Source organism: Psychrobacillus sp. FSL K6-2836 (assembly GCF_038003085.1).
Classification (GTDB): Bacteria; Bacillota; Bacilli; order Bacillales_A; family Planococcaceae; genus Psychrobacillus.
In genome coordinates, this window is sequence record NZ_JBBOOM010000001.1 from 1,218,319 (window position 1) to 1,244,600 (window position 26,282).

Below are 26,282 nucleotides of genomic sequence, written 5' to 3' on the forward strand. Positions count from 1 at the left end.
TCTTATAAGTAATAATAAGATGGATTTAGTCATAATTATATATTTTTTATCAAATCTTCTAGTTTTTTCTGTGGCTTTATTCCTAACTCCTGCCAAAGATTAGTTTTATAGTTATTGAAGGTTTGTATTGCTGCTCGATGGTTTTCATGATAGATATAATACTGAACTAATTTTATTGTATATCGTTCTTCCCAAGGGTCCATTTCTATAAGCTTTTCAATAGCTTCTTTTAATATACTGTCTGTTTTTGTTTCCTTATGATGAGTAGCGATAAATTTTTCGAAAAACTGTATAGTCCTTTTTTGTAATTGTTCTCGCTCTTCCGCCGCCCAATCATAATATTCTTCGGCTAAGTAATGATTCTTATATAAATCTATGAGTTTCTTTACATCTTCTGTTTTGACTTGTGTTTGATTGAAGATTTTTTTTATGTCCTTTACATCGCTATTTAACTCTATCGATAAAGAATAACGCTCATCTACATACTTGATCGAATCATGATACCCATGATTTTTTAGTTCTTTTCGCAAATGATATACACTTGTGTGCAACGCTACGGATGCTTTATCTAACGTACGGTCTGACCATAACTCTTCCATAATTTTTTCTCTGTGTACAGGTTTATTTTGATGGATGAGATAGGCGCAAAACTCTTTCACTTTTTTTGTTCTCCACTTGATCGGTTCATGTTGGTCGTATAGTAGTCGAAAGCCACCAAGAAAATTTGCTTTTAAAGATGGTTCCTTATGAGAAGGAAGATCCGGCTGTTTTCTACGTTGTTGGATTCGACGCACTGTCTTTTCTAGACGACTCTTTTCAATCGGCTTGAGGATGTAATCTACTGCATGGACATTAAATGCTTCCAGTGCATATTCATCGTAAGCTGTAACAAATACAATATCCATTTTAGAATCCAATGATTCGATTTTTTCTGCTAATTTTATACCGTTCATCTCTTTCATCTCTATATCAAGAAATAAGATATCAGGCTTATGTGCTGCAAAACTTTCTAATCCTTCTAATGGGTTGGAATACTTACCTATAATTTCGATGCCTCCAATTTCTTTTAGCATTGCATCTAATAATTCAATCGCTAAAAATTCATCATCAACTAATACTGCTTTCAACATTTAATGTCCCTCCTTTTCACTTTGTATTAGTGGAAACCTTAACTCCACTACAGTACCTATATTTTCTTCGCTAGTTATTTCAATAGATGCATTTTCATAATATTTTAATCGTTTCTCTATATTCCGCAGTCCCACACTTTGCCTATTATTCTTTTCTACACTCCAAATCTGTCGAATTTGCTGCTTCGACATCCCTTTTCCATCATCTTCCACCAAGAAAGTAATTAGGTCATTTTCCCTTTTCACAGTAAGTTTTACTGTTCCTTGACCTTCCTTCATATCCAGACCGTGAAGAATCGCATTTTCTACGATTGGTTGTAATAGTAATGGGGGAATAAGGCAATGGAACGCTTCTTCCATTTCGACTTCCCATTCTAACCGCTCCGGAAACCTAGTGCGCTGAATATTCACATAGGATTGAATTAGGGAAAGTTCTTTCTTCAACGGCACTAGACTATGCGTATTCTCAAAAGAAAAGCTTCCTCTCATGAAGTTTGCGAAATCCGTAATCATGACACGAGCCTTATCCAAATCAATATAACTAAGTGAAAGAATTGAATTTAATACGTTAAAAATGAAATGAGGTTTTATTTGGGCTTGTAAAAAAGCTACTTCCATCTTCACAGCATTTTCGGCTGATTCCTTTATTAATAGTAAGTTTCTTATTCTAGTTTTTAACTCTGATGTATCTAATGGTTTGTGCAGAAAATCATTCGCACCAGACTGGAAAGCTGCGATCATATCTTCCGGTCGAACGGCAGCAGTAAGCATTAATATAGGGAGCTCAGAAGGTAGAAAAGACTTCCTCAATTGTTGACTTACTTCATAACCAGAAAACTCTGGCATCATAATGTCTAAAATGACAAGATCCACATCTTGATGCTTTCTTATCTGCTCCAAAACTGCCTTTCCACTATCAACCGCAACGATATAATAGTTCTCTGTCATAAGGGCATCTATAAGCACTTTCAAATTTACATGATCATCGTCTGCAATAATCACTTTTTTTCTTCCTTTATTTTCGATAATTGAAGGGATAGGAAGAGAAAAATGATGTTGCTCAACCTCATTGAATTGAGTTGGTTTAGGAAGCGTAACCGAAAAGGTAGTTCCCTTATTCACCGCTGAAGCTAGAGTGATAGTCCCTCCTTGAATTTGAACTAGTTCTTTCGTAACACTTAATCCTAATCCCGTCCCCCCACTCGAATTACTATATTGGCGGAAAGGCTCGAATATAAATTTTAAATTCTCCGGAGCAATTCCAATGCCAGTATCACTAACTTCTATCACTAAGTTTTCTTTTTGTTCGGAGCACTTAATCTCTACTTTCCCGCGGATAGTATATTTAACCGCATTATCTATTAAATTATATAAAATTTGACGGAGTCTATCCTCGTCAGCCATTACAAATTGCCCTCTCTGGATGTGATTTACAATCTTCACATCTTTGTCTACCATGTACGTAAAAGTTTCCACTACGACATGCGTAATAGCAAATAGATCCACCGTGGTAATACGAACCCGTAGGTCTCCTTCTTTCAATTTTGAAAAGTCTAAAATATCATTCACAAGATTAGACAAACGCTGAGCGGTCCCTATGATTAAACCCATTTTCTCTTCTTCATCTATCGTCAAGGAAGATTTTCTATCCTCCAGCATCGATTGGGAAATAGCAATAATTCCATGCAAAGGTGTTCGAAATTCATGAGACGTCTTCGCAAGAAACCCATCCTTCAACTTGTCCACTCGTAGAAGTGCTTTGGACAACTCTTCTTTCTTTAAGAATGAATCCAAGAAACGATGAGAAATATAGAGAGACAGCATCGTCAAACAAATAAACGGAAATAAAGGCGGTATTAAGTTAATTGCATAATTTGCCGAAACATTTAAAGTTCCGACAGTAAAATAAATAAAAATAGTGAAACTACTAAAGATTAGATAGGAGGCACCTACAGCCCTTTTGGATATGGCAATAATTTGTAAATAAATGATATACACTAAAATGATAAATATATAAAGAGAATAGTAGAATTGAAGGCTAGAGTTAATTTTTACTGGTAGCAGGGCAGATCCAGTGAGTAAAATACTCAAAATATATAAAAACTTCACTATTTTTTTATTAGCAAATGGTTTTAAAGATGTTGCAAAAAAACTTAACATAAACAAACCGATCCAAATACTTGATAACGATTGGATCCTTTCAAATATCGCGTAGGGTGTCGAAGGGAACAACTCCAAAAAAACCTTCTCACCATGGGAAACGGCATATAATATATTGGCAAAACAAAATAAGGAAAAGAAAAGCTGTTCCATCCCTATCCTCGCATGCAAATATGAGCCTAAAAAATAGATAAACATCGTAGAAAAAGCTGCAATTGTTATCCAATCATAAGCAAGAGAACTTTCACGAAGTTTTCCGATACTTTCCTGATCTCCTAGATAGATAGAACCTAAAATCCCTCCACCAGATGCGTAATCAAAATTAGCAATATGTACAATCATTTCTATCTCCTCTGCGTCAGGAGAAAAATAAGAGACATATGGGATATTATGAGGTGTGTATGCAGAATCCTCTGCTGGAACTCCACTTTTACCTAAGAGTTTTCCATCCATATAAATGGCATTCGACATACGAATATTTGTTGTTTTTATCCCTAACACTTCTGTCGAATCATTTATTAAAACTCTTAACCGATAGGTACCACTAGTATACTTGGGTACTTGTTCACCATCTAGATCGTATTCTGTCCATAGTGATGGAACTGGAACAGGATATGATTGTTGCTTATCAAATTCTGGAGAGTCTAATAGCTTACCAGGGACAAACTCCCACTCTCCATTCATTTCTATTGGTTCGTTCCCATTGAATTCATAATTACGTAAATCTAAAACACCATCCACTGCCTTTGGTGAAATCGTTTTGTCTTGCACTAGAATGGAATTCAAGGCAAATGCACTTATAAGTAATATTCCAATAATAGTGATGATTTTTATATAGTTTTTTTTCATGCTATTTTCCCTTAGATTCATGTTATTTGATATGTTGATTGTATGCGGTAATACTACTTTATACAATATTTTTTTGATGGATTTTTGTGGTGGAGATTTGTATATTGGGTTAGTCCCAGTGTAAGACGCAATTGGGACACTACTCTGAATTGTTTTATAGTAGTGTCATACACAGGGACGCAACTCTAAAATTGAACTTAACAATTTTTTGCGGTAAAGTAGTATTCTAGAATTCTTTCGGCTGGTTATATCGTGGCGATTTAACCTTAGTAGAAAAGGATTCTTTTTTCACTATTAAAGAATTATAACTCATTTAAATTAGGGTATATATTATATAAAAAGTTTTAGGAGGACAACATGAACACAACGGAACCATACTATATTACAGAATCTAAGAGAATGTGCGCAGAGGCAGGAATGGATCCGAATGAGATATCAAGACCAAAGAACTTTTTAAGCGAAGTAGAGTTTGATCAGAAGCGAAAATCTTACAGTGAAATACTATCAGTTGTGCGTTTTTTCTCAAATAAGTTACTAGATTCCTTAAAAGGCACACCGATACTAGTTGTTGTGTCGGATGCAACGGGTTACCTTTTGGAAATTGAAGGAGATGAAACGATCAAGTCCGTCATTGAACAATTCGGGATTATGCCTGGAAGTCTATTCGTCCAAGAAGATACGGGCACGAATGTTATTAGTCTTTCATTGCAGCAAAGACATCCTATCAGTCTTATTGGCGAACATCATTATCATAAGTTTCTTCATGAAATTGCTTGTTATGGGACGGCATTTCACTATACAGATGAAAACAACTTGCTTGGTAGTGTCTCTATCATGATGCCTATCCAGTTTCAGAATACACTTTTCTTAACGATGTTAGCTCAGGTGGTCGATTCGATCGAAAGAGAATTATTATTAAGAAAACAAAATAAGAAGCTTAATATTATGAATCAGATTATGTTAAGTAAAACTAGAAATGGAATTGTTATTACCGATGAGAAAGGAATCACTACCGAGTTTAATAATTTTGCTGAAAAAATTTCAAATAACAGCAGAGATTCGGTTATGGGAAGAAATATTCGTGAGTCACATTTAACTGGAGACTATTTTAAAGAAGTGTTAGAACAAGGAAAAATTTTTAAAAATGAAGAATTAAAATTTAAGGATGATGCTGGCAACATTATAGTCTGTCTGTTCGATGCACAGCCAATTTATGAAGAAGATAAAATGATCGGGGCCTTTGGACAGTTCAGAGACATCTCTGATCGTTACTTGCTACAGGAAAAATATAATTACTTAGCATATCATGATGATTTAACAAATCTGTCTAACAGACGGCATATAAAAAAAGAATTAGAAGCCATTATCCAGGATATACATGCCGGGCATCATCGGACCTTGGCTCTTTTATTCGTAGATCTGGATCGTTTTAAAATCATTAATGATAACTTTAGTCATTCTTATGGAGATAGATTTTTAATCGAGGTAAGCAAACGGTTACGAGGTTGTCTTGGGGAGAAGGATATACTTGCACGATTTGGGGGCGATGAATTTATATTCCTATTGAAAGATTTTGTTGATTTGGATTATGTCACCAAAAAAGCGGAAGAGATACTTCAGCTATTTCAACAACCTTTTCATGTTGGCGAGAAAGAGTTGCATACGACTGCGAGTATCGGGGTCGCCATTTATCCCGACTATTCAATTACAATGGAACAGCTTATGGTTTACGCTGATAATGCCATGTACCAAGCAAAATTTCAAGGGAAAAACCGCTATGTCGTTCATACGTCTGAATTATTAGATGTAATGATGGATGAATATAGGCTCGAAGTCGATTTAAGAAGTGCACTAGAGAATAATGAATTTGTTCTTCATTATCAGCCTCAAGTTAATAATGATACCGGCAAATTGGTTGGATTTGAAGCGTTAATCCGCTGGCAGCATCCTACGTTAGGTCTAATACCTCCAGGAAAGTTTATAAAACTAGCCGAAGAAAATGGATTGATCACTCAAATAGGTGAGTGGGTTATCGATGAGGCCTGTTCACAAAACAAAAAATGGCAAGATGCTGGAATGACTCCAGTAAAAATGTCCGTTAACCTATCCACACAGCAATTTCTTACAAGAGATCTCCTAACATTTATGGAAGAGGTGCTAGAACGTACTGCTATCGATCCAGCATATATTGTCGTGGAAATTACCGAATATATGGCAATGGAATATGAATACTCCATTCACGTTTTAGAACAGCTAAAAGCTCTCGGTATTGGCATTAGCATTGATGATTTTGGAACAGGCTATAGCTCGCTCAATTATCTAAAAAATTTTCCGATTGACTATATTAAGATCGACAAATCCTTTGTGAGTGAATTAATGAATAATGAGGAGGATGCCGTCATTGTAAAAGCAATTATCTCGTTAGCGCACAACCTGCATAAGGAGGTGATCGCTGAAGGGGTTGAAACAAAGGAACAGCTTAAGTTTCTGAAAAATCATCAATGTGATATCTCGCAGGGGTATTTCTTTAGCAAACCACTTCCTGCAGATGAGATTGAGAAGATTTATATTAAATAGGTCCCTGTGAAGGACACCATTCTGAATCGTTTCCTACACAGGGAAAAAATAGGAGAATGACAGTATGAAAACAATTTCATCCGTATTAGTAGCGAATTTTAAACATTGGGGTATTCATCATATTTTCGGCATTCCTGGAAAGGCAGTATCTCCTATATTATTCGAAATATTACACCATGAATTGGAATTTGTATTAAGTAAACACGAAGCAGCTGCAGGGTTTGAGGCTTCAGGCTATGCCCTGATGAATCAAAAAATCGGGGTCGCAGTTGGTACGTCTGGCCCTGGTGGCACTAACCTACTTACAGCTGCCGGTCAGGCGAAAGCATCTAATCTTCCTCTAATCATCATCACTGGGCATCCTTCGATGAAAGATACTGGAAAAGCAATGGGACAAGACTCCAGTCTGTTTGGCACTGATCTTGTAGATATGTTCAAATCTGTCACCAAGTTTAGCGCACGGGTGGAACGAGGAGATATGCTACAGCCCTTCCTGCAACATGCTCTAGAAAAAGCATTATCCGGTGTAAAAGGCCCTGTGCATCTAGCCATTCCTTTTGATATTTTGTTAGAACAGATTGAACCGTTCCAACTGGAGCTACCAGTGTCGCATGAAATGATTTCACCTAAAACGAGTGCTGTGATCGATAAACTGAATATGGCTAAACGTCCTCTTCTCTTTCTAGGAAAAGGTGTTCATTCGAGTAAAGCCTATGAAGAAGTTCAGCATCTTGCAGAGTATTGGAACATCCCTGTCATCACCACTCCAGGAGGAAAAGGTGTATTCCCTTCCAATCACACACTTTCATTGGGAGCATTTGGATTAGGTGGTACGATTGAAGCAACCGCATACTTACAAGAGAAAGTCGACCTACTCCTCGTTATCGGCTCAAGACTAAGTGATATGTCTATCGCTGGATTTTCGGAAGCAATGTATCCAGAGCACGTCATTCACCTCGATTATGACCCAACCTTTATTGGGAAGTCGATCCAAGTGCCAACTACTCCAGTGCTTGGTAATATAAAAGCAAATTTGCTAGCTATTTTAAAGGATATACCGAAAACGGATAGCGAATCATTTTTAACACCAATCGAGTTGATCCAACTGGAGGAGAACAAACCAGGAAATCGAGTGTCTGCGGTTCAAGCATTACGGGCGATGCGTTACGCACTTCCGAATGATGCGATTATTTTTGGAGATGATGGAAGTCACTCTTTTTACGGCATCAAACACTTTGACATTTATAAACCTGGTACTTTCTTCTTTGATGATATATTCGGAGCGATGGGCAACGGAATTGGCTATTCCATCGGTGCAAAGCTAGCTGCTCCTGAAAAAACTATTGTATGTTTAGTAGGGGATGGATGTATGTTCATGCATGGGACGGAGCTATCCACGGCGTACAATTATAATTCTGCTGTTTTATTCGTCGTTTTGAATAATGGACGATTGGATATGGTGGAAAAAGGAATGCAAAAAATGATCGGCACATCTATCGGCGGTGTGTATGAGACTCCACTTGATGTAACTCGATTTGCCGAATCTATGGGACTGAAAGCATATACCTGTCACAACCCTTATGATTTAGCCGATAGAATAAAAGAATCATTACATAAGATGAAAGAAACAAGCAAGCCAATTGTCATTGAAGTATTAGTCGATGAAAACGAAATACCACCAACTATGGGGAGGCAATAAGATGGAAAATAACAAGCGATACGAGTCCGGTTTACGTGCAATGGAAGAATTATTTTCCCCAGAAGTACGAACGGGTATGGAAGAAATGAAGAAAATTTCACCGGACTTTTGGGAGATGATTGTGTCCTCTGGTTTTGGCGATCTCTATGGCAGAAACACCCTTTCTCACGCACAAAGGGAAATTATCACACTGACGACCCTTATCACCCAGGGAGCCTTCGATCAGCTGAGAGTTCACTTGCAAGCAGCACTAAATGTTGGACTTACCAAAGAAGAGATTATCGAAATTATCATCCACTGTGTCGGATATGTTGGGTTTCCAAAAGCGGTTCAGGCAATGGGAATTGCCGGGGAAGTTTTTGAGGAAGCAAAATAATAAACGTCCCTGTGTACGAGACAATTCTGAATTGTTTCTTACACAGGGAAGTTTTTTATGTGGTGGTTGTCGACTTTTGTGGTGGTTATTGGTGTTTATGTGGTGGTTGGATTGGGTTATGTGGTGGTTGGATTGGGTTATGTGGCGGTTGTCGATTTTTGTGCTGGTTGCGATGAGTTTGGTGGTGGTTATGGATATTTAAGTGGTGGTTTGTTTGGTTTATGTGGTGGTTGTCGACTTTTATGGTGGTTGGATCGAGTTTTTTGGTAGTTATGGATGTTTATGTGGTGATTTGTTTGGTTTATGTGGTGGTTATGGATGTTTATGTGGTGGTTTGATCGAATTATGTGGTGGTTGTCGACTTTTGTGGTGGTTGGATTGGGTTATGTGGTGGTTATGGATGTTTATGTGGCGTTGGAGGATATAAGGGGTTTTACTTAAAAAAACTGCACCTCCACTGTTAGATTGTGTCTAACAATTGGGGTGCAGTTCATATAGAGTGGGTTTCTTTTTGCAAAAGGTACAAGCCTTTTATTGAGTTTTGCATTGTATGAGAAGCTGGTTTGTAAAAATTGTTTCTTTCACAGGGACGAAACGGCTAAAAACCTTACTAATATGGCTCTCTAACCCTCGAAATTCGTTAATAGCGAATTTGTACTTTTTATTAATGTCGTACCAACATATCTTGTTAGTAGAATCTTTAACGAACAGAATATCGTAAAATTATTTCTGAAAAAGGACGAGTTTTATGATTATTCTTTTTCATAGTCATCTAATATTTTTTCCCTTACATATCTTAAATGCTTATACATTTGTTTGAACGATTCATGAGGATCTCTTTTTTTCAACGCTTCATATATAGCTAAATGATGTTCGACCGTAATAGAAGGCTCACGGTAAGTGATCAAGCTATCTGTTTTTTCATGTGTAATAAGAAGGGAGTCGATCATCCCTTCTACTACAGGATTATTTGCACTTTGCGCAATAAGCCGATGAAATTCCTTATCTAATTTTCCGTAATCACTATTTGGATTTTCTTGAATTCTATCAATTGTTTCTTTTATTCTTTCAAGTTGATCATCGGATATTTTTTCAGCTGCAATTGTGACGAGTCCCAATTCTAAAGTCATTCGAGCTTCAATAACGGCAGGGATATTATTAATGGACAATGCGAGCATTGCCTTGAACGGACTGCTCCCCACTCTATCATTGACAAATGTACCACTCCGGGGTCTTCTTGTAATAATTTCTAACGTTTCCAATGACCCTAGGGCCTCACGTAATACTGGTCGGCTTACATCAAGCTGTTCCATCAATGCCATTTCAGCTGGTAGTTTATCGCCTGGCTTCAATTGTCCACTTGTTATCATAAAAATAATTTGTTCTAACACCTGCTGTGACAAAGTACTCCTACGGATGGTGTTCATTGTATACTCCTTCATCAAATCCCACCTTTCTTTAAAAATAATTGAGATTTTCTATATGACAATTATACACTATAATCCCCAAGGAATTTCACATTACTATGTAAAAAGGAGTGAAGTTGTTGTAACACTACATTCTCCCTCTTCGTTAATCTACTTATTCAAACATTTTAACTAAGTCCAACTAAAGACGGTAGAAATGTTGAAAACCATGGAATATACGTTACAAGCAAAAGTACAATAAAAATGGCTACATAAAATTTGAGCAGGTGTGGCATAACTCTTTCCAATTTTACGTTTGATACTTTAATACCGGCAAAAAGAATATTCCCTACAGGTGGTGTTATAGTTCCAATACATAGATTAAACGTAAGCATAATACCGAAATGCAAAGGAGTCATTCCTAATGCTAAACACACAGGAAGTAGTATTGGTGTAAAGATTAAAATTGCTGGTGTAAGATCCATAAATGTGCCTACGAACAACAATAAAATATTTATAGCTAACAAAATGATAATTGGATTATCCGAAATGCCTAATATCACGTTTGCCATCATATCAGGAATTCCAGTAAACGACATAACCCAAGCCATAATATTAGATGCCCCAATTAAAAACATAATAATAGCAGACAACTTCGAACTATCTATCAAAATAGTATATAATTCTCTTAAGTTGATCGTTTTATAAAATATAGTAGATAAAAGCAAACTATAGACAACTGCAATTGCAGAGCCTTCTGTAGCAGTAAATATACCTCCAACAATACCAAAAACGACAATGACGATTAGTAGCAAACTTGGTATTGCTTCCAATGCAACTTTTAGGAATTCATTTAAGGATATTTGCTTTTTACCAACATACCCTTTCTTTTTCGCATAAAAGAATGCAACGATCATACAACTTATTCCCCATAAGACACCAGGAATTATGCCACCAAGAAAAAGAGCAGCTACTGAAGTTCCTCCACTTACTAAAGCATATGTGATTAAAGCAGTACTCGGTGGTATCAATAATCCAGTAGGAGCGGTTGCTATATTTATAGCAGCTGTAAAGTTCTCATCATAGCCTTCTTTTTTTTGAATAGGACCCATGATAGACCCCATTGCTGATACCGCAGCTGTTCCAGAACCAGATACAGATCCAAATAGCATATTTGCAACTACATTCGTCTGAGCAAGTGATCCTGGTATTCTGCCAGTCATAGCGGTTGCTAAGTTAATCAGCCGAACGGCTATACCACCTTTATTCATAATATTCCCTGCAAGTATAAAGAAAGGAATGGCCAATAAAGTAAATATATTAATACCTTGAAACATTTTCAAAGCTGATGAGGGAATTGCCGCTGAAAAACCTAATACTTGTGTAATCGCTAGGATCGAGGCAACAATGAGTGCTATTCCTATTGGAATACCGATAAGTAATAGAATAACAATTGTAAAAAAAATCAATAAACCTGCTGTTACTGCTACACTCATAGAATCCCCTCCTTTTTGCTTTCTGTGAATCGTTGTACTAATTGGATAATATTAATGACGTTATAGACAACTATCAATACGCCACTTATTGGAAGCACAATATAAATCCATTCCATAGAAATATTTAACGTTGGTGATATTTGTATTGCGCCTACTCCAACAACCTGTGTACCTCCAAATAAAAAGACAATTACCGCAATAGTCATGATGAGTAACTCGGTAAAAATGGATAATGCAAACAGCTTTATCCCTGTGAACTTATCCGAAAATATAGATAATTTCATATGGTCTTTTTGACCAAATACTAACGCTGTACCGAGCAAAGATACCCAAACAAAGGAATAACTCAACAAATCTTCAGACATCGTACTTGGACTACTAAATACATATCGTGAAATCACTTGATAAGTAGCAAGTAGCGTCATAAAAGACAATAAAGCGGCGCAAACACCTGATAACACCTTATCCATTATGTTCTTTACTATTTCCATTAAATACACCTTCTTTAGTTTTGGATTTGTTGAATCTTGTCATAAAGTGGTTGCAAATCCGGGTTGGAGATTAATAATTCCTCTTTTACTGGTTTTTGCATTTCTTCGAATAATGCCTTATCCACAGTGATGAATTCTACTCCCATTTCCGTTGCTTCTTCTGTCACTTCAGTAATCCGTTTATCCCATGCTTCATTTGCAACTTGACTGCTTAATTTGAATCCATCTTGGAAAACTTCTCTTTCCTCTGTCGAAAGCGAATCTAAAAAGTCTGTATTTGCAACAAGCATGTCGGTAAAAATCTGATGTTCTGTGCGAGAATAGTATTTTGCAACTTCCCCATGCTTCATATCAACTAGCGCCATCTCAGGATTAGTACCAGCGTCAATGACACGGTTCTGTAAAGCTGTATACACTTCTCCATAAGCCATAACAACAGCTGCCGCATCAAATCCTTGTACAAGCTTCACATTTGCTTCACTAGACTGAACACGAATCTTTAATCCCTTTAAGTCTTCTGGAGTTTCAATTTTCTTTGAAGCATAAAAATTATTTACCCCATTGGAAAACCAAGCTACACCTTGGATTCCTTTGTCAGCTGTCGAATTATAAATTATATCTGTAAATTCTTCCTCGTTCATCACTTTACGAAAGCTTGCTTCATCGTTAAATAAATAAGGTAAACCAAAAATCTTATACTCATTTGCAAAAGCTTCCAAATTACTTCCACTCGTAGCAACTAAATCTAGTGATCCCATTTGTAACAATTCGAGTGCCTCTGAATTTCCACCAATTACACCATTAGTAAACAGTTTGATCTCGAATTTATCTCCCATTTCTTCTTCTACATATTCTTTAAATGCATTTAAACCAAGATAAATTGCATGGTTCTCAGGTTGAACGGTTGCCACACTAATAATTCGTTTACTACTTACCGCTCCATTAGCTGAAGCAGAACATCCAGCCAACACTATCATCAATGCAAGACCTAGTATAATTGCCGTAACTTTATTCTTCTTTTTCATTCAGCCACCTCATTCTTTATATATTAAATATATATTTGTAAGCGCTTACTTTCAAAGTTAAATATATTATCACAACAGGAGACTCTTGGTATTCTAACTAGGCTATTCCTAAGTAGCACACCAAGAGTTTTTGCCCAAAATTTATTAAACTAGCAATTCTCCATCTTTCATAATATCTCGCCCATCAATATTACATGTAACTGTTTTAATAATCATGTCTAAATGCAATGGCGAATCGACATGCCCACCAAAATTTAAATTCTTTCCAATACCAATATGAATATTCCCAAATGACCCTTCATCTGGCGCCATATGTCCGCATAGGAAATTTTCTTTATTGAGTCCAAGTCCAAGCTCTGCAATATTATAAACGGTTGGATCGTTGAAGTCAGCCAGCATCTTACGCAATATATCTGCCTCATGTCCACCGGTTATCTCTGTAATGTAGCCGTCCTTCACTGTGCATGTAATCGGTTCTTCGATTAAATTTAATAATGGGTGTGGGATACTTCCATCAAATACCAATACACCGTTTGCAGTTCCTTCAACTGGTCCTAACGCAACTTCTGCATTCGGAGGAAATGAAGCAGATCCAGGTACTGTTGCCGTTCCATGATCCAGCACAGGTTCACGTCCTTCTATGCTACAAACCATATTAGTACCACCAGGAGCAGTGAGTGTAAATGTTTTGCCTTTATAAAATGGTGCAACTCGATTAACAACTCGTGTAACTTCATCGAAGTCTGCAGTTAGTCCACCTTCTTCGAACATATGAAGAGCATAATCTTGAAGCCCAATCCATCGTAGTCGTCCATTTTTACTTGTATTTAAGCGCGCTTTTGAATGATACAAGGAGTAAGTAGTAGCACCAAATGCAACATCACAATTATTTAATGCTGCAATAACAGCTTCTGTCGGTTCTGCACCATGTCCTTCAGTTGGAGGCATAACAATCATGGAAGTTTCAAAAAATTGTTTGGCATATTTATAAACAAATTCACCAATCTCTCTTTTATCATCATCCGTGATGACCAGAACTTTTTCCCCTTCTTTCAAGTGAGTAATACTCGTAAATAATTGTTTAATACCTAATGGTAGATCGTTCATATTTTTCATCTGTCAGACTCCTTTTGTAGTTATTTTGCGCGTTAATCAATTATTACACTTCAACAATAATTTCAACTTCTACAGGTGTTCCTTCTGGTAGTGAAGATGTTCCAATCGAAGCCCTACTATGTTTTCCTACATCTCCAAATATCTCAATTGCCAATGCAGAAACTTCATCCATCACTTTTGGTTGGTCAGTGAATTCAGGAGTGCTTGCCACATAACCTTTAATATTAACAATCCTTTTCATAGAATCCAAATTACCTATCATATTTTTAACTGTTGCTAAACAATTTACAAAGGCAATTTTACCTGCATCCTGTGCTTGCTCCATCGTAACTGTGTCGCCTACAATCCCTTTATATTTTAATACACCTTCTACTTTCGCTGCATTACCACTAACAAAGATTAAATTTCCAGTTCTGACTCCTGCTTCAAATATTCGCTTATTTGCTTGTGTTGGAAATTTATATCCTTTGCTTTCTAATTTCTCTTCGTAATTCACCCTAACACCTCCATTGTAACGATTTCACTTTATTTAATGAACACTGTTTTAATAGCCGTGTAAAACTCTTTTGCCGCTTGTCCTTGTTCACGAGAGTGAGAACTAGACTGTTTCATCCCACCAAATGGAGCTTGCAATTCAACTCCGGCACTTTCAGCGTTAATACGCACTAACCCTGCATCCATTTCATTTATAAATGAAAGCATATTACTTATTTTTGTTGTAAAAATAGAAGCGCTTAATCCATATTCTGAGTCATTTGCTAATTCTAGTGCCTCTTCAATAGTATCTACTTTCATAAGTGCAAGAACAGGTCCAAAAATCTCTTCTCGAGCAAGTGTCATAGTAGATGATACGTCTTCAAATACCGTCGGCTCAACGTAATACCCATTCAAGCCTTCCTTTTCTACTTTATCTCCTCCAAAGAGAAGTGTAGCCCCTTCTGATTTTCCTTTTGCAATAGCTGAGAGTACTGTGTTCAACTGATTTTCGCTTGAGGAAGGGCCCATCCATGTACCTTCTTCCATGCCATCTCCAATTGTAATGTCTGCCACTTTTTGTAGTAGCTTTTCTTTAAATTGTGCATAAACTTCTGATTGGACAATAACTCTGCTCGTAGCTGTACATTTTTGGCCAGAAGATTTTAATCCACCACTAATCGTTGCGTCCACCGCTAAATCTAGGTCTGCATCATTCGCAACAATTACAGGATTTTTGCCTCCCATTTCAAGTTGGTATTTAATACCTCTTGAAATAGCTGTTTGTGCGAGCTGCTTGCCTACTGCGTTGGATCCTGTAAATGTAATCGCATCTATTTCAGTGTGATTTGCCATTTCTGTTCCAATTAAAGATCCAGAACCCGTCACCATGTTTATAACTCCTGCTGGAATTCCCGCATCATGCAAACACGCTATCACTTTTGCACAAGTAACCGCTGTTTCGCTTGCTGGTTTAATAACAACCGTATTACCGTAAATAAGTGCTGGTGCCATCTTCCATAGAGGTATGGCTACTGGAAAGTTCCAAGGTGTAATAACGCCTACAACACCAAGAGGTACTCTAGTTGTGAACATAAGTGCTTCACTATCAGTAGGAGGGATTACATCCCCAATCGGTCGCATTCCTTCTCCTGCGTAATAACGCAAGATAGCTACCCCACGTGCAGTTTCTCCTTTTGCCTCTGCAAATGTCTTACCCATTTCTTTTGTCATAGCGGTTGCTACTTCTTCTATTCGTTCTTCTAAAATAGTGGCAGCTTTTAGTAAATAATCTCCTCTTACATTTCCAGTAAGCTTGCGCCATGCTTTTTGTGCTTTTCTTGCGGAAGTAGCAGCTTGATCAAAGTCATTGGCTGAAGATAGTTGGTAAAGACCAACCACTTCATCCTTATTTGCCGGATTTTTACTCTCGGCCGTTTCTCTTGTTTCCGAAGCAATCCATTCGCCATTTATATAATTCAAATACGTTTTTTCTTTAGCTATAGTTGTCATTTAAAAGAACCTCCTATTATATAACTCTTGATGGAGCAGGATATTTTTCCAATGCGTGCTCAATAATTTTCTTCAATTCTTCATAATGTTCTTTTTCAACAGTGGCAATAGGTGCTCTAACGTTCGTTGTCACTGGTAGGCCAACAATTTGCATTCCCGCCTTAATAAGAGAAACTGCATAGCCCTTTTTCTGTTTACGAATCCGATGAATTGGTAAAATAACGTCTTCATGCAATTCATGCGCAACTTCTTTATTTCCATTTAGCAGTGCCTCGTAATACATAGCTGAAATATGTGGTATGTAGTTGGAAATTGCGGAAGAATAGGATGTAAAGCCTAAGTTCACATAAGCAGCCATTGTCACTTCTGCTAATGGCATACCGTTCACCCACTCCAGACGATCTCCGATTATATGTGTAAACTCAATATTATTCTCCATGTTTCCAACACCGTCTTTAAACCCTACAAGTTGGGGAAGTTCACATAGTTTTTTTAGTGTCTTAGAATCTAGAATACAATTATCTCTTTGGTAGACAATTGAGTTTAAGTCAGTGCTTTGGATAATCGTTCTTAAATATTCGTAAATTCCATCCTGAGAAGGATCAATCAAAAATGGCGGTAAAATCAAGTAACCTTCCGCTCCTAGCTCTTCCGAAATTTTTGCTTGTTCTATAGCATGTGAAATGTTTCCTCCTACTCCTGTATAAAGAGGAACCTTCCCTTGCGTTTTTTTCACAGCAACTTCCACCATTGATCTATACTCTTCATTGCTAATTGCATGCAACTCACCTGCTCCACATGCAACAAATATAGAACTTAAACCTCCCTCTATTAAAAATTCAATATTTTTCCCTAATGCGTCTAAATCTAGCTTACCTTCTGCATTCATTGGCGCAACCGGAAATCCTAAAATTCCTTTCGGTGCTTGTCTCTTACTCGTCTTCATACAAATTCCACCCTTCTAATAAACTTAAGAATTATAATTTTCTATAAATTTTATTGTAAGACAATTATATTGTTGTGTCAAACGCTTTTTTTGAAAAGTAAAATAATTTAAATAGATTCATTCTAAATTTGGAACCAAAAATAACACTTCTCTATTACAGAGAAGCGGCTGTGGCTTTACTATTAAACGAAAACTTATTTTGTTAAAAATTTTTACCTTAAACTATCTCATCTGACCAACATGGCCGTTAATGAGAAACCAACAGTTACAGATTCAAATATCTCGGCATATCCTGTTATAACGCCTTTATAACGAAAAGAAGGGAAATGACTTTGAGAGTAAATGGGATAGCTATAAAAGGGTTCTTATTAATCATGTTTGCTTCGACGAAGAAATTACATAGGATTGGTTGTATTATATTTTTACTCGATTTGAAGAGGCAGGAGATTATAAAATTAAAGGTTTTAGAAAAGAAGTTGAGAGAAGAAGAGGGGACTTTCCAGTAACTTGAATAGCTAATCCTTTGGCGCGAACGATTTCTTTATCCATTTAAAATTTTGATGTCCTCTGCTTCAAGCACTTGTAAAATCATTGTAGGTGATCTAGAACTTCCTACTTCATTCCATACTAAAAAGGACTTCGACAAGACCAGTCGAACTCCTTTTTAAATAATTGCTTTGCAGAAACTTATAATGCAGTGAATTCATCAATCCATTTTTCATGATTTGGTACTTCTATTATCCAAATACATATAGTACGTTATTAAAGTTTAAGAATAAATATTGAATTGTATTCTATTATCAGAGTTGTTTCTTGCACAGGCATGATTTTTATCCGAATATTGAAAAATCTTTTGACATACAAAGACAAATATGTTTCTCAAACAGTAAAACGGTCTGGTGCTACTTTCTTTTTGATTTTCATGGCAATAATATATACTGCGATGGAAACTAATAGAGATTGAACAGCAGGTAATCCCATTGGGCTAACATATTGTGTGATGTAGCCTACGATAATCCCCGCAACTACTGCGATGGTAGCCATCCAGTTCCAACCTGGGATGTCTTTCCATTCCTGTCTGCGAATGAAGAAAAAGTCGCCCATCATAACGCCTGCGATTGCTGGGTACAATAGGGCCGTTAAGTATAAGAAGTCCTCAAAATATTGTAAAATCCCCATTAAGGCAATGATGATTGCGATTATTGTCCCAATTAACGTAAGAAGCGCACGTCCTTTACCGGAATTTACATTTAATACGTTAGCTAGTGCAAGACCCATACTATAATTGTTTACTAGTTGGGACGTCCAAGTTGCAAACCAAAGAATAAGAAAGCCCCATACTGGAAAGCCAAGGTTCATCATAACATTAACAATATCCGGATCTCCAACTCCAACAGACATAATTGCTCCAACTATAAATAACGGAAACCCAATTAATACGATACCACTCGGGATAATCCAGTTGTCTCTCCAAGTTGGTTTTGCGTAACGTGTATAGTCAGATGCGATTACCCATTGTGAAACATTTACACCAATAACTAAACTGATAGCTGCAAAAATAGTCATCGTAGGTTCAGGATTCCAAGAGCTTATCGTTTCCCACCCTGTGTTTTTTAAAGCAAGGTAAATCCCACCGATGATTAATATAAGTCCGGATGGTACAGCAAGATAGTCCGTCCATTTCATCGAACCATAGCCTATGATAGAAGGTGCTGCGAATAATAGTCCGGCAATAGTTGTAACAATTGCCCATCCAATCCAATTCGTTTCATAGTCGATACCAAACATGGCAGACATCGCATTACCGGCAACCGCAGTTTGTAGCGCCCACCAACCCAGGGATACAACAAATATCGTTAATCCAACGATCACCTTTGCTTGAAGGGATCCGAAGCTTGTTTTTGCAATAACGGAAGAAGTTCTACCTGTTTTTGCACCAATATATCCTTGTAAAGTGTTACCAACCCATTGAAATCCAAACAATGCAATGATTAAAATAAATAGTATTTTGCTTAAACCAAAGCTAGCAGTTAATGCGGCTCCTACCATTAATACTGGAATCGTAAACTCTAGTCCACCGAAAATCATTGCTGGTGTTATCCAATGTTGACGATCTTTTTCGGGAATAGCCGATAAGGCAGGATCGTTTCCTAAAAATGATGTTTTTTCTTCCGATTTATAATTCTCCATTTATAACACCCCTTTTTTATAATGGGGGCTATCAACCCCCATTATTTGTTAAGCCTTGACTAACGCAAATACTAATTCCACTGGCTCGTCTCCATCATTAATACACCAATGCTGTTCACCCGCAGGAATTAGCGACGATTCTCCCGCAGTTATTTCATATGGTTCTCCACCAGATACGCCTCGTAGAGTTCCTTTTAGCATATAAGAGTATTCTTGCTCCTCATGTGCATTCGTTCCTTCTTTAGGCAATCTTTCTCCTACTGGAACAGTTACAAATCCAAACTTCACTTCTGTATTTGGATATTGATCATGGAATAAGTTTTGCACAATTTCGTTTGTTACTTGTACTGTTTGTTTTTTCATTTAAATAATCTCCTTTTATTTAGCTTCTTCCTGGTAATTCTTGATATTCGAATGTCTCTCCATCTACATCTACTAAGAAATACTCGCGAGCCTCTTCTGCTGTAAAGTAACCATTTTTTACGTCTGATGCAACTTGAGCGGCAGAACGTTCTAGAGGATCTCCGTAACCTCCACCAGTTCCAGTCATCAGTTGAACGACATCATTTGTATTCAACTTATAACGTGGATAAACTCCGTAAGGACCATCTACTTCGCCTGTAGATTTCTTCACGTAAAATTCATTTGGAGAACCTTGATGTCCTTTTTCAATTCCCCAAGGCAAAAACTTATTGCGGCCAAATGTTACAGTTACTGCTTGTCCATCAGAAAGTGCGCGGTAGGAGCGAATAACACCTTTACCTCCAACAAATTTTCCTGCACCTGCTCCATTACCATCTTGTCGAAGGCTATATTCGTCGAGTAATACTCCATACCTAGTCTCCGCAACTTCTACAGGCACATTGTAAGTTTCTCCATCGGAAAAACAGAATTGTCCAGAAGCACCATCTTTATCGATTGAACCTCCCCAACCTCCTACAGAAGGTTCCACTATTAAAAATGGTTCATCGGTATCTTGATGGTTTCCTGATAATGTTACAGCACATACCGATAAAAATTGTCCCGCATTTAAGCGAGTCGGAATATGAGGAGCCATTGCTTTCCAAACTAAGTCTAAGCTGCCAAGTAGTGTTTCAAAATAATTTGAAACAGGAACTGGCCGTTCTGCTGACATGATAGATTTTGGATCCACGATGATTTTTAATGGTCTAAATACCCCATCATTTACGTCTTGCTCAGGGTTTGTAATAGCTAGGAAGATTGCACGGACAGCAGATACAAGTCCCGTATAAGAACAGTTCATCGGACCTGGAACCTGCGGTGAGCTGCCTCTAAAATCACATATAAACTCATCATCCGTTATAGTAACCTTTACTTTAATAGGGAAAGGTCCATTGCCAATTCCGTCTGTATCGATAAAGTCCTCCGCATAGAAATCACCTTTTGGAAGTTTCTTCAACTCTTGTCGAGAAATAGCTTCCCCATGATCTAAGTGATATTCAATAGCCGCTAGAATAGTTTCTATAGAATGCTTTTCACATAATTCTCTTACTCGTTTATCTCCTGTTCGAAGAGCAGCTACTTGGGCAAACATATCTCCTAATGATAAGTCAGGGAATCGAACATTAGAGCGGATAATTTCTACGATACCTTCATTTAATTTCCCTTCGTCATAAAGCTTAATGCAGGAAAATTGAAGCCCTTCCTGAAAGATATCTACTGAATCATTTGTAAAGGAACCTGGATCTTTCCCACCTACTTCAGTCCAGTGAGCTTTGTTTGCAGAAAAAGCTACAAGCTCACCTTGATAGAAAATTGGCATTACCAGACCTACATCCGATAAATGGGAACCCCCTCCCTGATAAGGATCATTAATAATAATGATATCTCCCTCTTTTAATTTCTCCCCAGGGTATTTTCTTAATGTTTCTTTTACCATAAACGTCAGCATACCAATGAACCCCGTTACACCATTTCCTTGTGTTAATAGATTCCCGTGTGCATCTGTTAAGCCACTTGCATAATCCAATACTTCATAAATAATTGGACTCATAGAAGTACGCGCTAATGCAACGAACATCTCATCTCCTGCGGATAGTAGAGAGTCTTTTACAATCTCAAGTGTGAATGGATCTAGTTTAGTTGTTGTCATCTCAGTTTTCCTCCTTCTCAATGATAATGTTGCCGTAATCATCTAGATAGAGTTTTTGCTGCCTATATATAACCGTTACAGCAGCTTTTTCTTCCACGATTGCTGGACCTTGTACTACTTCACCAGGTGGTAATTTATCACGATCGTAAATTGGGGTATCCACCCAACCATCCTCTTCGTAATACACATTTCTATTTTCTTTTTTCGCTTCTTCTAATGTTCCTACCCGCTCTAATTTTTTTAGCTTTGGCTTAGGAACTTTACCAAAGGCAGTTACATGAATATTAACAATTTCTGTTTGGGATTCTGGTAGATTGAATGTAAAATTCTTCTCATGCAATTGGTGGAAATCCTCAATTGCTTGTAGTTTTTCCAGCTCTGACCAATTTCCATTAGAAACAGGTACCTTCACTGTATGCTCTTGCCCTAAATAACGCATATCCGCAAAGCGTTGGAATTCTACATTATTTGCCTCCATCCCCTCTTCATCAAAGTGATGGAATGCATTCTTTTCGATTTCTGCCCATTGCTGATTAATCTCTTCGATTGTCAATTCATTCATGCGTTTGATATACGTTTGGATATAATCATGTCGAAGATCTGTCATGAGCATTCCCCAAGCAGAAAATACTGGGGATGCAACAGGAATAACTACTTTCTTCACCCCTAGTTCCAAAGCAAGTGCTGGTGCATGCATAGATCCTCCACCACCAAATGCGAGCAAGGTGAAATCTTGCGGATTATGTCCTTTTCGAATAGAGATTAGTTTTAAAGCATTTAACATATTTGAGTTTGCAATTCGGATAATTCCGAGTGCCGCTTCCTCTGCCGACATCTTAAAATGATCTCCAATTTTTGAAGAAATAGCAGACTTCACCTTTTCTAAATTAACGTCATAATCGAAATTGGAAGAAGAGAGTCTACCTGTTACGAGATTTGCATCAGTAGTCGTTGGTTCTGTTCCCCCTTGACCATATGCAACTGGACCAGGACTTGCACCAGCTGACTGCGGACCAACCTTCAAGGAACCAGCCTCATCAATCCATGCAATAGAACCTCCGCCATTTCCAATTTCCACGATATCTACAACTGGCGTTTTTATTGGGTATCCTGCATTTCGACTATCTTTTTCGATATAATAGTCAGTCGAAACTTTTACTTCTCCATTTTCGATAAGCGAACATTTTGCCGTGGTTCCTCCAATGTCGAAGGCAATGATATTCTTTTCGCCAATTATTTCTCCTAATACAGCTGCACCAAGGATTCCTGCCACAGGTCCAGACTCTACCATATTAATAGGAGATTCCTTCGCTTTTGCAAACTTGGTAGTCCCTCCGTTGGACTGCATAATATAACGCTGCTCAATTTTGACTTGTTCGGATAATTTCCGCTCCAAATTATCTATATATGTAGTCGCAGCTGGTTGTACATATGCATTCAATACTGCTGTATTCGTTCTTTCATATTCCCGCCATTCTTGTGTAATATCACTAGATGCAGTTACTTTCACTTCTGGCCAAATCTCTTTGATTAATTGAACTGTTTGTTTTTCATGAGAAGGATTCACATAGGAATGAAGATACGAAACCGCAATCGCTTCTACTCCTTCTGTTTTAAAATATTCAACAGCCTCTTTCACTTCATCCATGTTTAATGATTCTAAAACTTCCCCTTTGTAGTTCAAACGTTCACTTACTTCCTTGCGTAAATAACGTTCCACAAATGGTTTAGGCTTATCATATTTAACATTGAATAAATCCGGTCGATTACCTCGAGCAATTTCAAGTACATCACGGAAGCCTTTCGTTGTTATTAATGCAGTTTTTGCACCTTTTCTTTCTGTTAAAGAATTAATAATTACAGTAGTACCATGTATGAACATTGTTAGCGGATACTTATCGACTCCACTTTTCTTAATAACATTCAGTACTCCCTCTTCAAAATGGGGAGGTGTCGTATTACTTTTAGCAATTCCAAAATTTCCATTATTATCTACATATACTAAATCTGTAAATGTGCCGCCTATATCTGTAGCAACTCTCACATTGATCACACTCCTATTTTAGTTAAAATATAATTGGGGTTACGACACTTAACACAACCGATTCTGTTTCAAGTGGGTTCTCCCATTGGTGACTAAAACTAGAAGGGAAATGAATTGTATCCCCTTCAAACAAATGAAACTTCTCATTATTAATATAAAAAACAACTTCACCAGCTACCACAAAATAAAACTCTTCTCCATTGTGACTATAAGGATGATCCTCCTTCATATTAGGTGGCAATGTCACAGTCAATGGCTCCAGCTTTCGTCCTGCAAATGTCCCAGACATTCTTGTATAAATTTGACTTCCTAAATTTGTAGTAAAGCTATGCTGATCCTTCTTCCGAACAACAAACCGTTGATGATCATTACTTTCAAGAAAAAAATAGTTCATATGAATATTCAATGCATCCGAAATTTTCTTTAAAGAGGTAATCGATAAAGAGGAAGCACCTCGTTCAATTTGGGATAAAAAGCTTAAAGAAAGACCTGTCTGTTCACTTAAATCCTTTAGTGTTAAATTCTTCTCTTGCCTTAACTCCTTGATCTTAAGATGAATATCATCCATTCAAACACCCCCTATAGAATTACAGTATATGTGTAATGATTATGAATATAACATAATTATTGAGTGAATGGAATGATTATTTATAATTATCAGTTAATATTTTATGAGTTTTATAGGAAATCTGTTAATAAAGATAAACACTAAACAACGCCCCCTGTTCGACTAGTAATACTTTTATCCATATGAAAGAGAAAAGGACACTATCTAAAATAGCGAGCTTCGAAGTCATGTAATTTCGAGGTTTGTTATTTTAATTTCTAAGATGGATGACACCACTAAATCTTTGACTTCTTAAACAGTTCATATTTATAAAAAAAGAATCCATCAATCTCTTGATTGAGGATTCTTATAGATTCATATGAAATTGGTGCCAGATGAGAAACTGTTCTTCTTTTAAAAGATACCACTATACAATCACTTCTGTTTTTTTAATGTTTGATACTGAATTGTAGCCTGTTGTCAGAGTAGTGTAGAATTGTTTCTTACACAAGGGAAATTTTCCTAATAGCACTAATATTACGTTTCAAAATAACAACCTTGAATACAAAAAGAAGCAGCCGAGTATTACCGGCTGCTTTCTCTTTTCTATAATAGTATGCTAAAAAACACTAAAGATAGATCTATCCGAATAATGTAGAATTGTTTCTTACAAAGGGACGCTCAAATTATACTTCCTTCTACAACAATCCATCCCGAACCATTTGTAAAATATCACTATCAGCACTTAATATATCGTCTTTAGCACGAATAGAAATCTGTTCTGCTGCTGCTTGTGCTTTTCGTATTTCCTCTTTTTCATCTACTGTTAAAATTACTCGATTTTCCATCACGATGTTTCCATCAATGATAACCGTTTCAACCTCATCCCCACGGGCAGAATACACAAGGTTTGGAACAATATTGCGAATTGGTGTTGTTAACACTGGGAAAAAGGTAGGTGAGGACAAATCCAGCAAGATAACATCTGCTTTTTTACCTGCTTTTAACGTACCAACCTGGTCATCAATCCCCATCACTTTAGCTGCTTCGATTGTTGCCATTCGAAGTGCCTGTGTGGCATTAAATACTCTTGGATCTTTATATTTCACTTTGTTTAAAATGGCTGCCATTTTCATCTCATTGATCATATTGTTACAATTGTTACCTGGAGCTTGGTCAGATCCTAGACAAGCCGTTCCTCCCGCATCCAAAAATTTCTGAACGGGTGGGACCATACCATCGATAATACCGATACTACCTGCACAGTATATTAACTTTGCTCCACTTTTTGCAACCACTTCAGTTTCTTCGTCCGTTGCCTCTGTTAGATGCACAGCTATAAGTCGTTCGTTTAATAGACCATGTTCCTCTAGAAATTCAATAGTTCGCTTACCGTATCGTTTTTCGATTTGAAGTACTTCACGATCGCCCTGCGCAACATGCATATGCAGTTTTGTATCTAATCTTTCTGCATGCGCTTGAATTTCTTTCAACAGCTCCAAACTCATCATATCCGGACCATGTGGACCAAGTATAACTGTTATGCGTCCATTTTCAGTATTATGATGTTCTTCATATAGATCTAGATTTCGTTGCAGCTTTTCTTGACCAATTGAAGGGTCAAATGGATATAACTCTCCTACTGGCAAATCTCCAATATCATCTGGTATCTCGTTTATCAATTCGGCAAGCCTTGCACGCGCTCCGATTTTTTTATAGTTTTGTACAAGTAAGTCCATTCGCCCGTCGTAATCGCAGAAAGTGGTAGTACCAGCTTTCAAACCCTCTATAATATTGACCATGGATCCAACAACACTTTCTTCTGGACGTAAATGTTTTTGAAATGGCCATAGACCTTTTTGCATCCAGTTCGACATATCTTGTGCCACGCCACGGAAAATACTGATGCCTGTATGAATATGTGCATCTATCAATCCTGGCATGATTAATTTGTTAGATGCATCAATCATCCGTTCTGCCTCGTAATTAGACAAAATTTCTGTTGATTCTCCAACTGCTTCTATCAAATTTCCTTTAATCGCTATTGCTCCATTTTCGATAAAACCAACACCTTTTCCTTCCATTGTGAGAAGATGCCCATTATGAATAATCATATCAACTTTCAACATAC

General features: G+C 37.2%; 21 protein-coding genes. 5 read left to right on the top strand and 16 right to left on the bottom strand.

Annotated elements, in window-relative coordinates; genetic code table 11:
- Positions 1 to 35: 35 nt before the first annotated feature.
- Positions 36 to 1,130, bottom strand: a complete 1,095-nt coding sequence (locus MKY37_RS05755; protein ID WP_340774758.1) for a response regulator — start codon at positions 1,128 to 1,130, stop codon at positions 36 to 38.
- Positions 1,131 to 4,139 carry a hybrid sensor histidine kinase/response regulator gene (locus MKY37_RS05760; protein ID WP_340774761.1) on the bottom strand — a complete coding sequence of 1,003 codons (3,009 nt, stop codon included), beginning with the start codon at positions 4,137 to 4,139 and terminating at the stop codon, positions 1,131 to 1,133.
- Between the two features lie 357 nt (positions 4,140 to 4,496).
- Here MKY37_RS05760 and MKY37_RS05765 point away from each other — a divergent pair, with 357 nt between their 5' ends.
- The 5 genes from MKY37_RS05765 to MKY37_RS05785 all read left to right on the top strand — a co-directional run bounded on the left by MKY37_RS05765 (position 4,497) and on the right by MKY37_RS05785 (position 9,232).
- Complete coding sequence (locus MKY37_RS05765; protein ID WP_340774764.1) at positions 4,497 to 6,716, top strand: EAL domain-containing protein; 2,220 nt, start codon at positions 4,497 to 4,499, stop codon at positions 6,714 to 6,716.
- A gap of 64 nt (positions 6,717 to 6,780) precedes the next feature.
- Entirely contained in the window at positions 6,781 to 8,415 is a 1,635-nt protein-coding gene (locus MKY37_RS05770; RefSeq protein WP_340774767.1) for a thiamine pyrophosphate-binding protein, read from the top strand.
- Between the two features lies 1 nt (position 8,416).
- Positions 8,417 to 8,791, top strand: coding sequence for a carboxymuconolactone decarboxylase family protein (locus MKY37_RS05775; RefSeq protein WP_340774770.1), 375 nt, complete (start codon positions 8,417 to 8,419; stop codon positions 8,789 to 8,791).
- Positions 8,792 to 8,848: 57 nt separating this feature from the next.
- Positions 8,849 to 9,061, top strand: coding sequence for a hypothetical protein (locus tag MKY37_RS05780; protein ID WP_340774771.1), 213 nt, complete (start codon positions 8,849 to 8,851; stop codon positions 9,059 to 9,061).
- Between the two features lie 33 nt (positions 9,062 to 9,094).
- On the top strand, positions 9,095 to 9,232 hold the full coding sequence (locus tag MKY37_RS05785) for a hypothetical protein (protein WP_340774775.1): 138 nt from the start codon (positions 9,095 to 9,097) through the stop codon (positions 9,230 to 9,232).
- 311 nt (positions 9,233 to 9,543) lie between these two features.
- Here MKY37_RS05785 and MKY37_RS05790 read toward each other — a convergent pair whose 3' ends face one another.
- The 14 genes from MKY37_RS05790 to MKY37_RS05855 form a co-directional block, all read right to left on the bottom strand.
- Complete coding sequence (locus tag MKY37_RS05790) at positions 9,544 to 10,233, bottom strand: FadR/GntR family transcriptional regulator (protein ID WP_340774777.1); 690 nt, start codon at positions 10,231 to 10,233, stop codon at positions 9,544 to 9,546.
- A gap of 152 nt (positions 10,234 to 10,385) precedes the next feature.
- Positions 10,386 to 11,693, bottom strand: coding sequence for a TRAP transporter large permease (locus MKY37_RS05795; protein WP_340774780.1), 1,308 nt, complete (start codon positions 11,691 to 11,693; stop codon positions 10,386 to 10,388).
- Positions 11,690 to 12,184, bottom strand: a complete 495-nt coding sequence (locus MKY37_RS05800; protein ID WP_340774782.1) for a TRAP transporter small permease — start codon at positions 12,182 to 12,184, stop codon at positions 11,690 to 11,692. The genes MKY37_RS05795 and MKY37_RS05800 overlap by 4 nt, the downstream gene beginning before the upstream one ends.
- A 14-nt stretch (positions 12,185 to 12,198) precedes the next feature.
- A complete protein-coding gene (locus MKY37_RS05805) occupies positions 12,199 to 13,209 on the bottom strand; it encodes a TRAP transporter substrate-binding protein (RefSeq protein ID WP_340774784.1) in 1,011 nt (336 codons plus the stop codon).
- Positions 13,210 to 13,353: 144 nt separating this feature from the next.
- Positions 13,354 to 14,325, bottom strand: coding sequence for an aminopeptidase (locus MKY37_RS05810; protein ID WP_340774786.1), 972 nt, complete (start codon positions 14,323 to 14,325; stop codon positions 13,354 to 13,356).
- Between the two features lie 43 nt (positions 14,326 to 14,368).
- Positions 14,369 to 14,821: a RidA family protein gene (locus tag MKY37_RS05815; protein ID WP_340774788.1), complete on the bottom strand. Its 453-nt coding sequence runs from the start codon at positions 14,819 to 14,821 to the stop codon at positions 14,369 to 14,371.
- 29 nt (positions 14,822 to 14,850) lie between these two features.
- Complete coding sequence (gene gucD / locus MKY37_RS05820; protein ID WP_340774790.1) at positions 14,851 to 16,311, bottom strand: alpha-ketoglutaric semialdehyde dehydrogenase GucD; 1,461 nt, start codon at positions 16,309 to 16,311, stop codon at positions 14,851 to 14,853.
- Positions 16,312 to 16,327: 16 nt separating this feature from the next.
- The gene (gene kdgD, locus MKY37_RS05825; RefSeq protein WP_340774792.1) at positions 16,328 to 17,257 is read right to left on the bottom strand and encodes a 5-dehydro-4-deoxyglucarate dehydratase; all 930 of its coding nucleotides are present in this window, start codon (positions 17,255 to 17,257) and stop codon (positions 16,328 to 16,330) included.
- Between the two features lie 879 nt (positions 17,258 to 18,136).
- Entirely contained in the window at positions 18,137 to 19,447 is a 1,311-nt protein-coding gene (locus tag MKY37_RS05830) for a purine-cytosine permease family protein (protein ID WP_340774795.1), read from the bottom strand.
- Between the two features lie 48 nt (positions 19,448 to 19,495).
- Entirely contained in the window at positions 19,496 to 19,810 is a 315-nt protein-coding gene (locus tag MKY37_RS05835; protein ID WP_340774797.1) for a cupin domain-containing protein, read from the bottom strand.
- Positions 19,811 to 19,829: 19 nt separating this feature from the next.
- On the bottom strand, positions 19,830 to 21,560 hold the full coding sequence (locus tag MKY37_RS05840) for a hydantoinase B/oxoprolinase family protein (RefSeq protein WP_340774800.1): 1,731 nt from the start codon (positions 21,558 to 21,560) through the stop codon (positions 19,830 to 19,832).
- A gap of 1 nt (position 21,561) precedes the next feature.
- Positions 21,562 to 23,604 (bottom strand): hydantoinase/oxoprolinase family protein, encoded by a 2,043-nt coding sequence (locus MKY37_RS05845; protein ID WP_340774803.1) that lies wholly within the window; start codon positions 23,602 to 23,604, stop codon positions 21,562 to 21,564.
- Positions 23,605 to 23,626: 22 nt separating this feature from the next.
- Entirely contained in the window at positions 23,627 to 24,172 is a 546-nt protein-coding gene (locus tag MKY37_RS05850) for a helix-turn-helix domain-containing protein (RefSeq protein ID WP_340774805.1), read from the bottom strand.
- A 677-nt stretch (positions 24,173 to 24,849) separates the two neighbouring features.
- Positions 24,850 to 26,280, bottom strand: coding sequence for an amidohydrolase family protein (locus MKY37_RS05855; protein WP_340774807.1), 1,431 nt, complete (start codon positions 26,278 to 26,280; stop codon positions 24,850 to 24,852).
- Positions 26,281 to 26,282 lie beyond the last annotated feature (2 nt).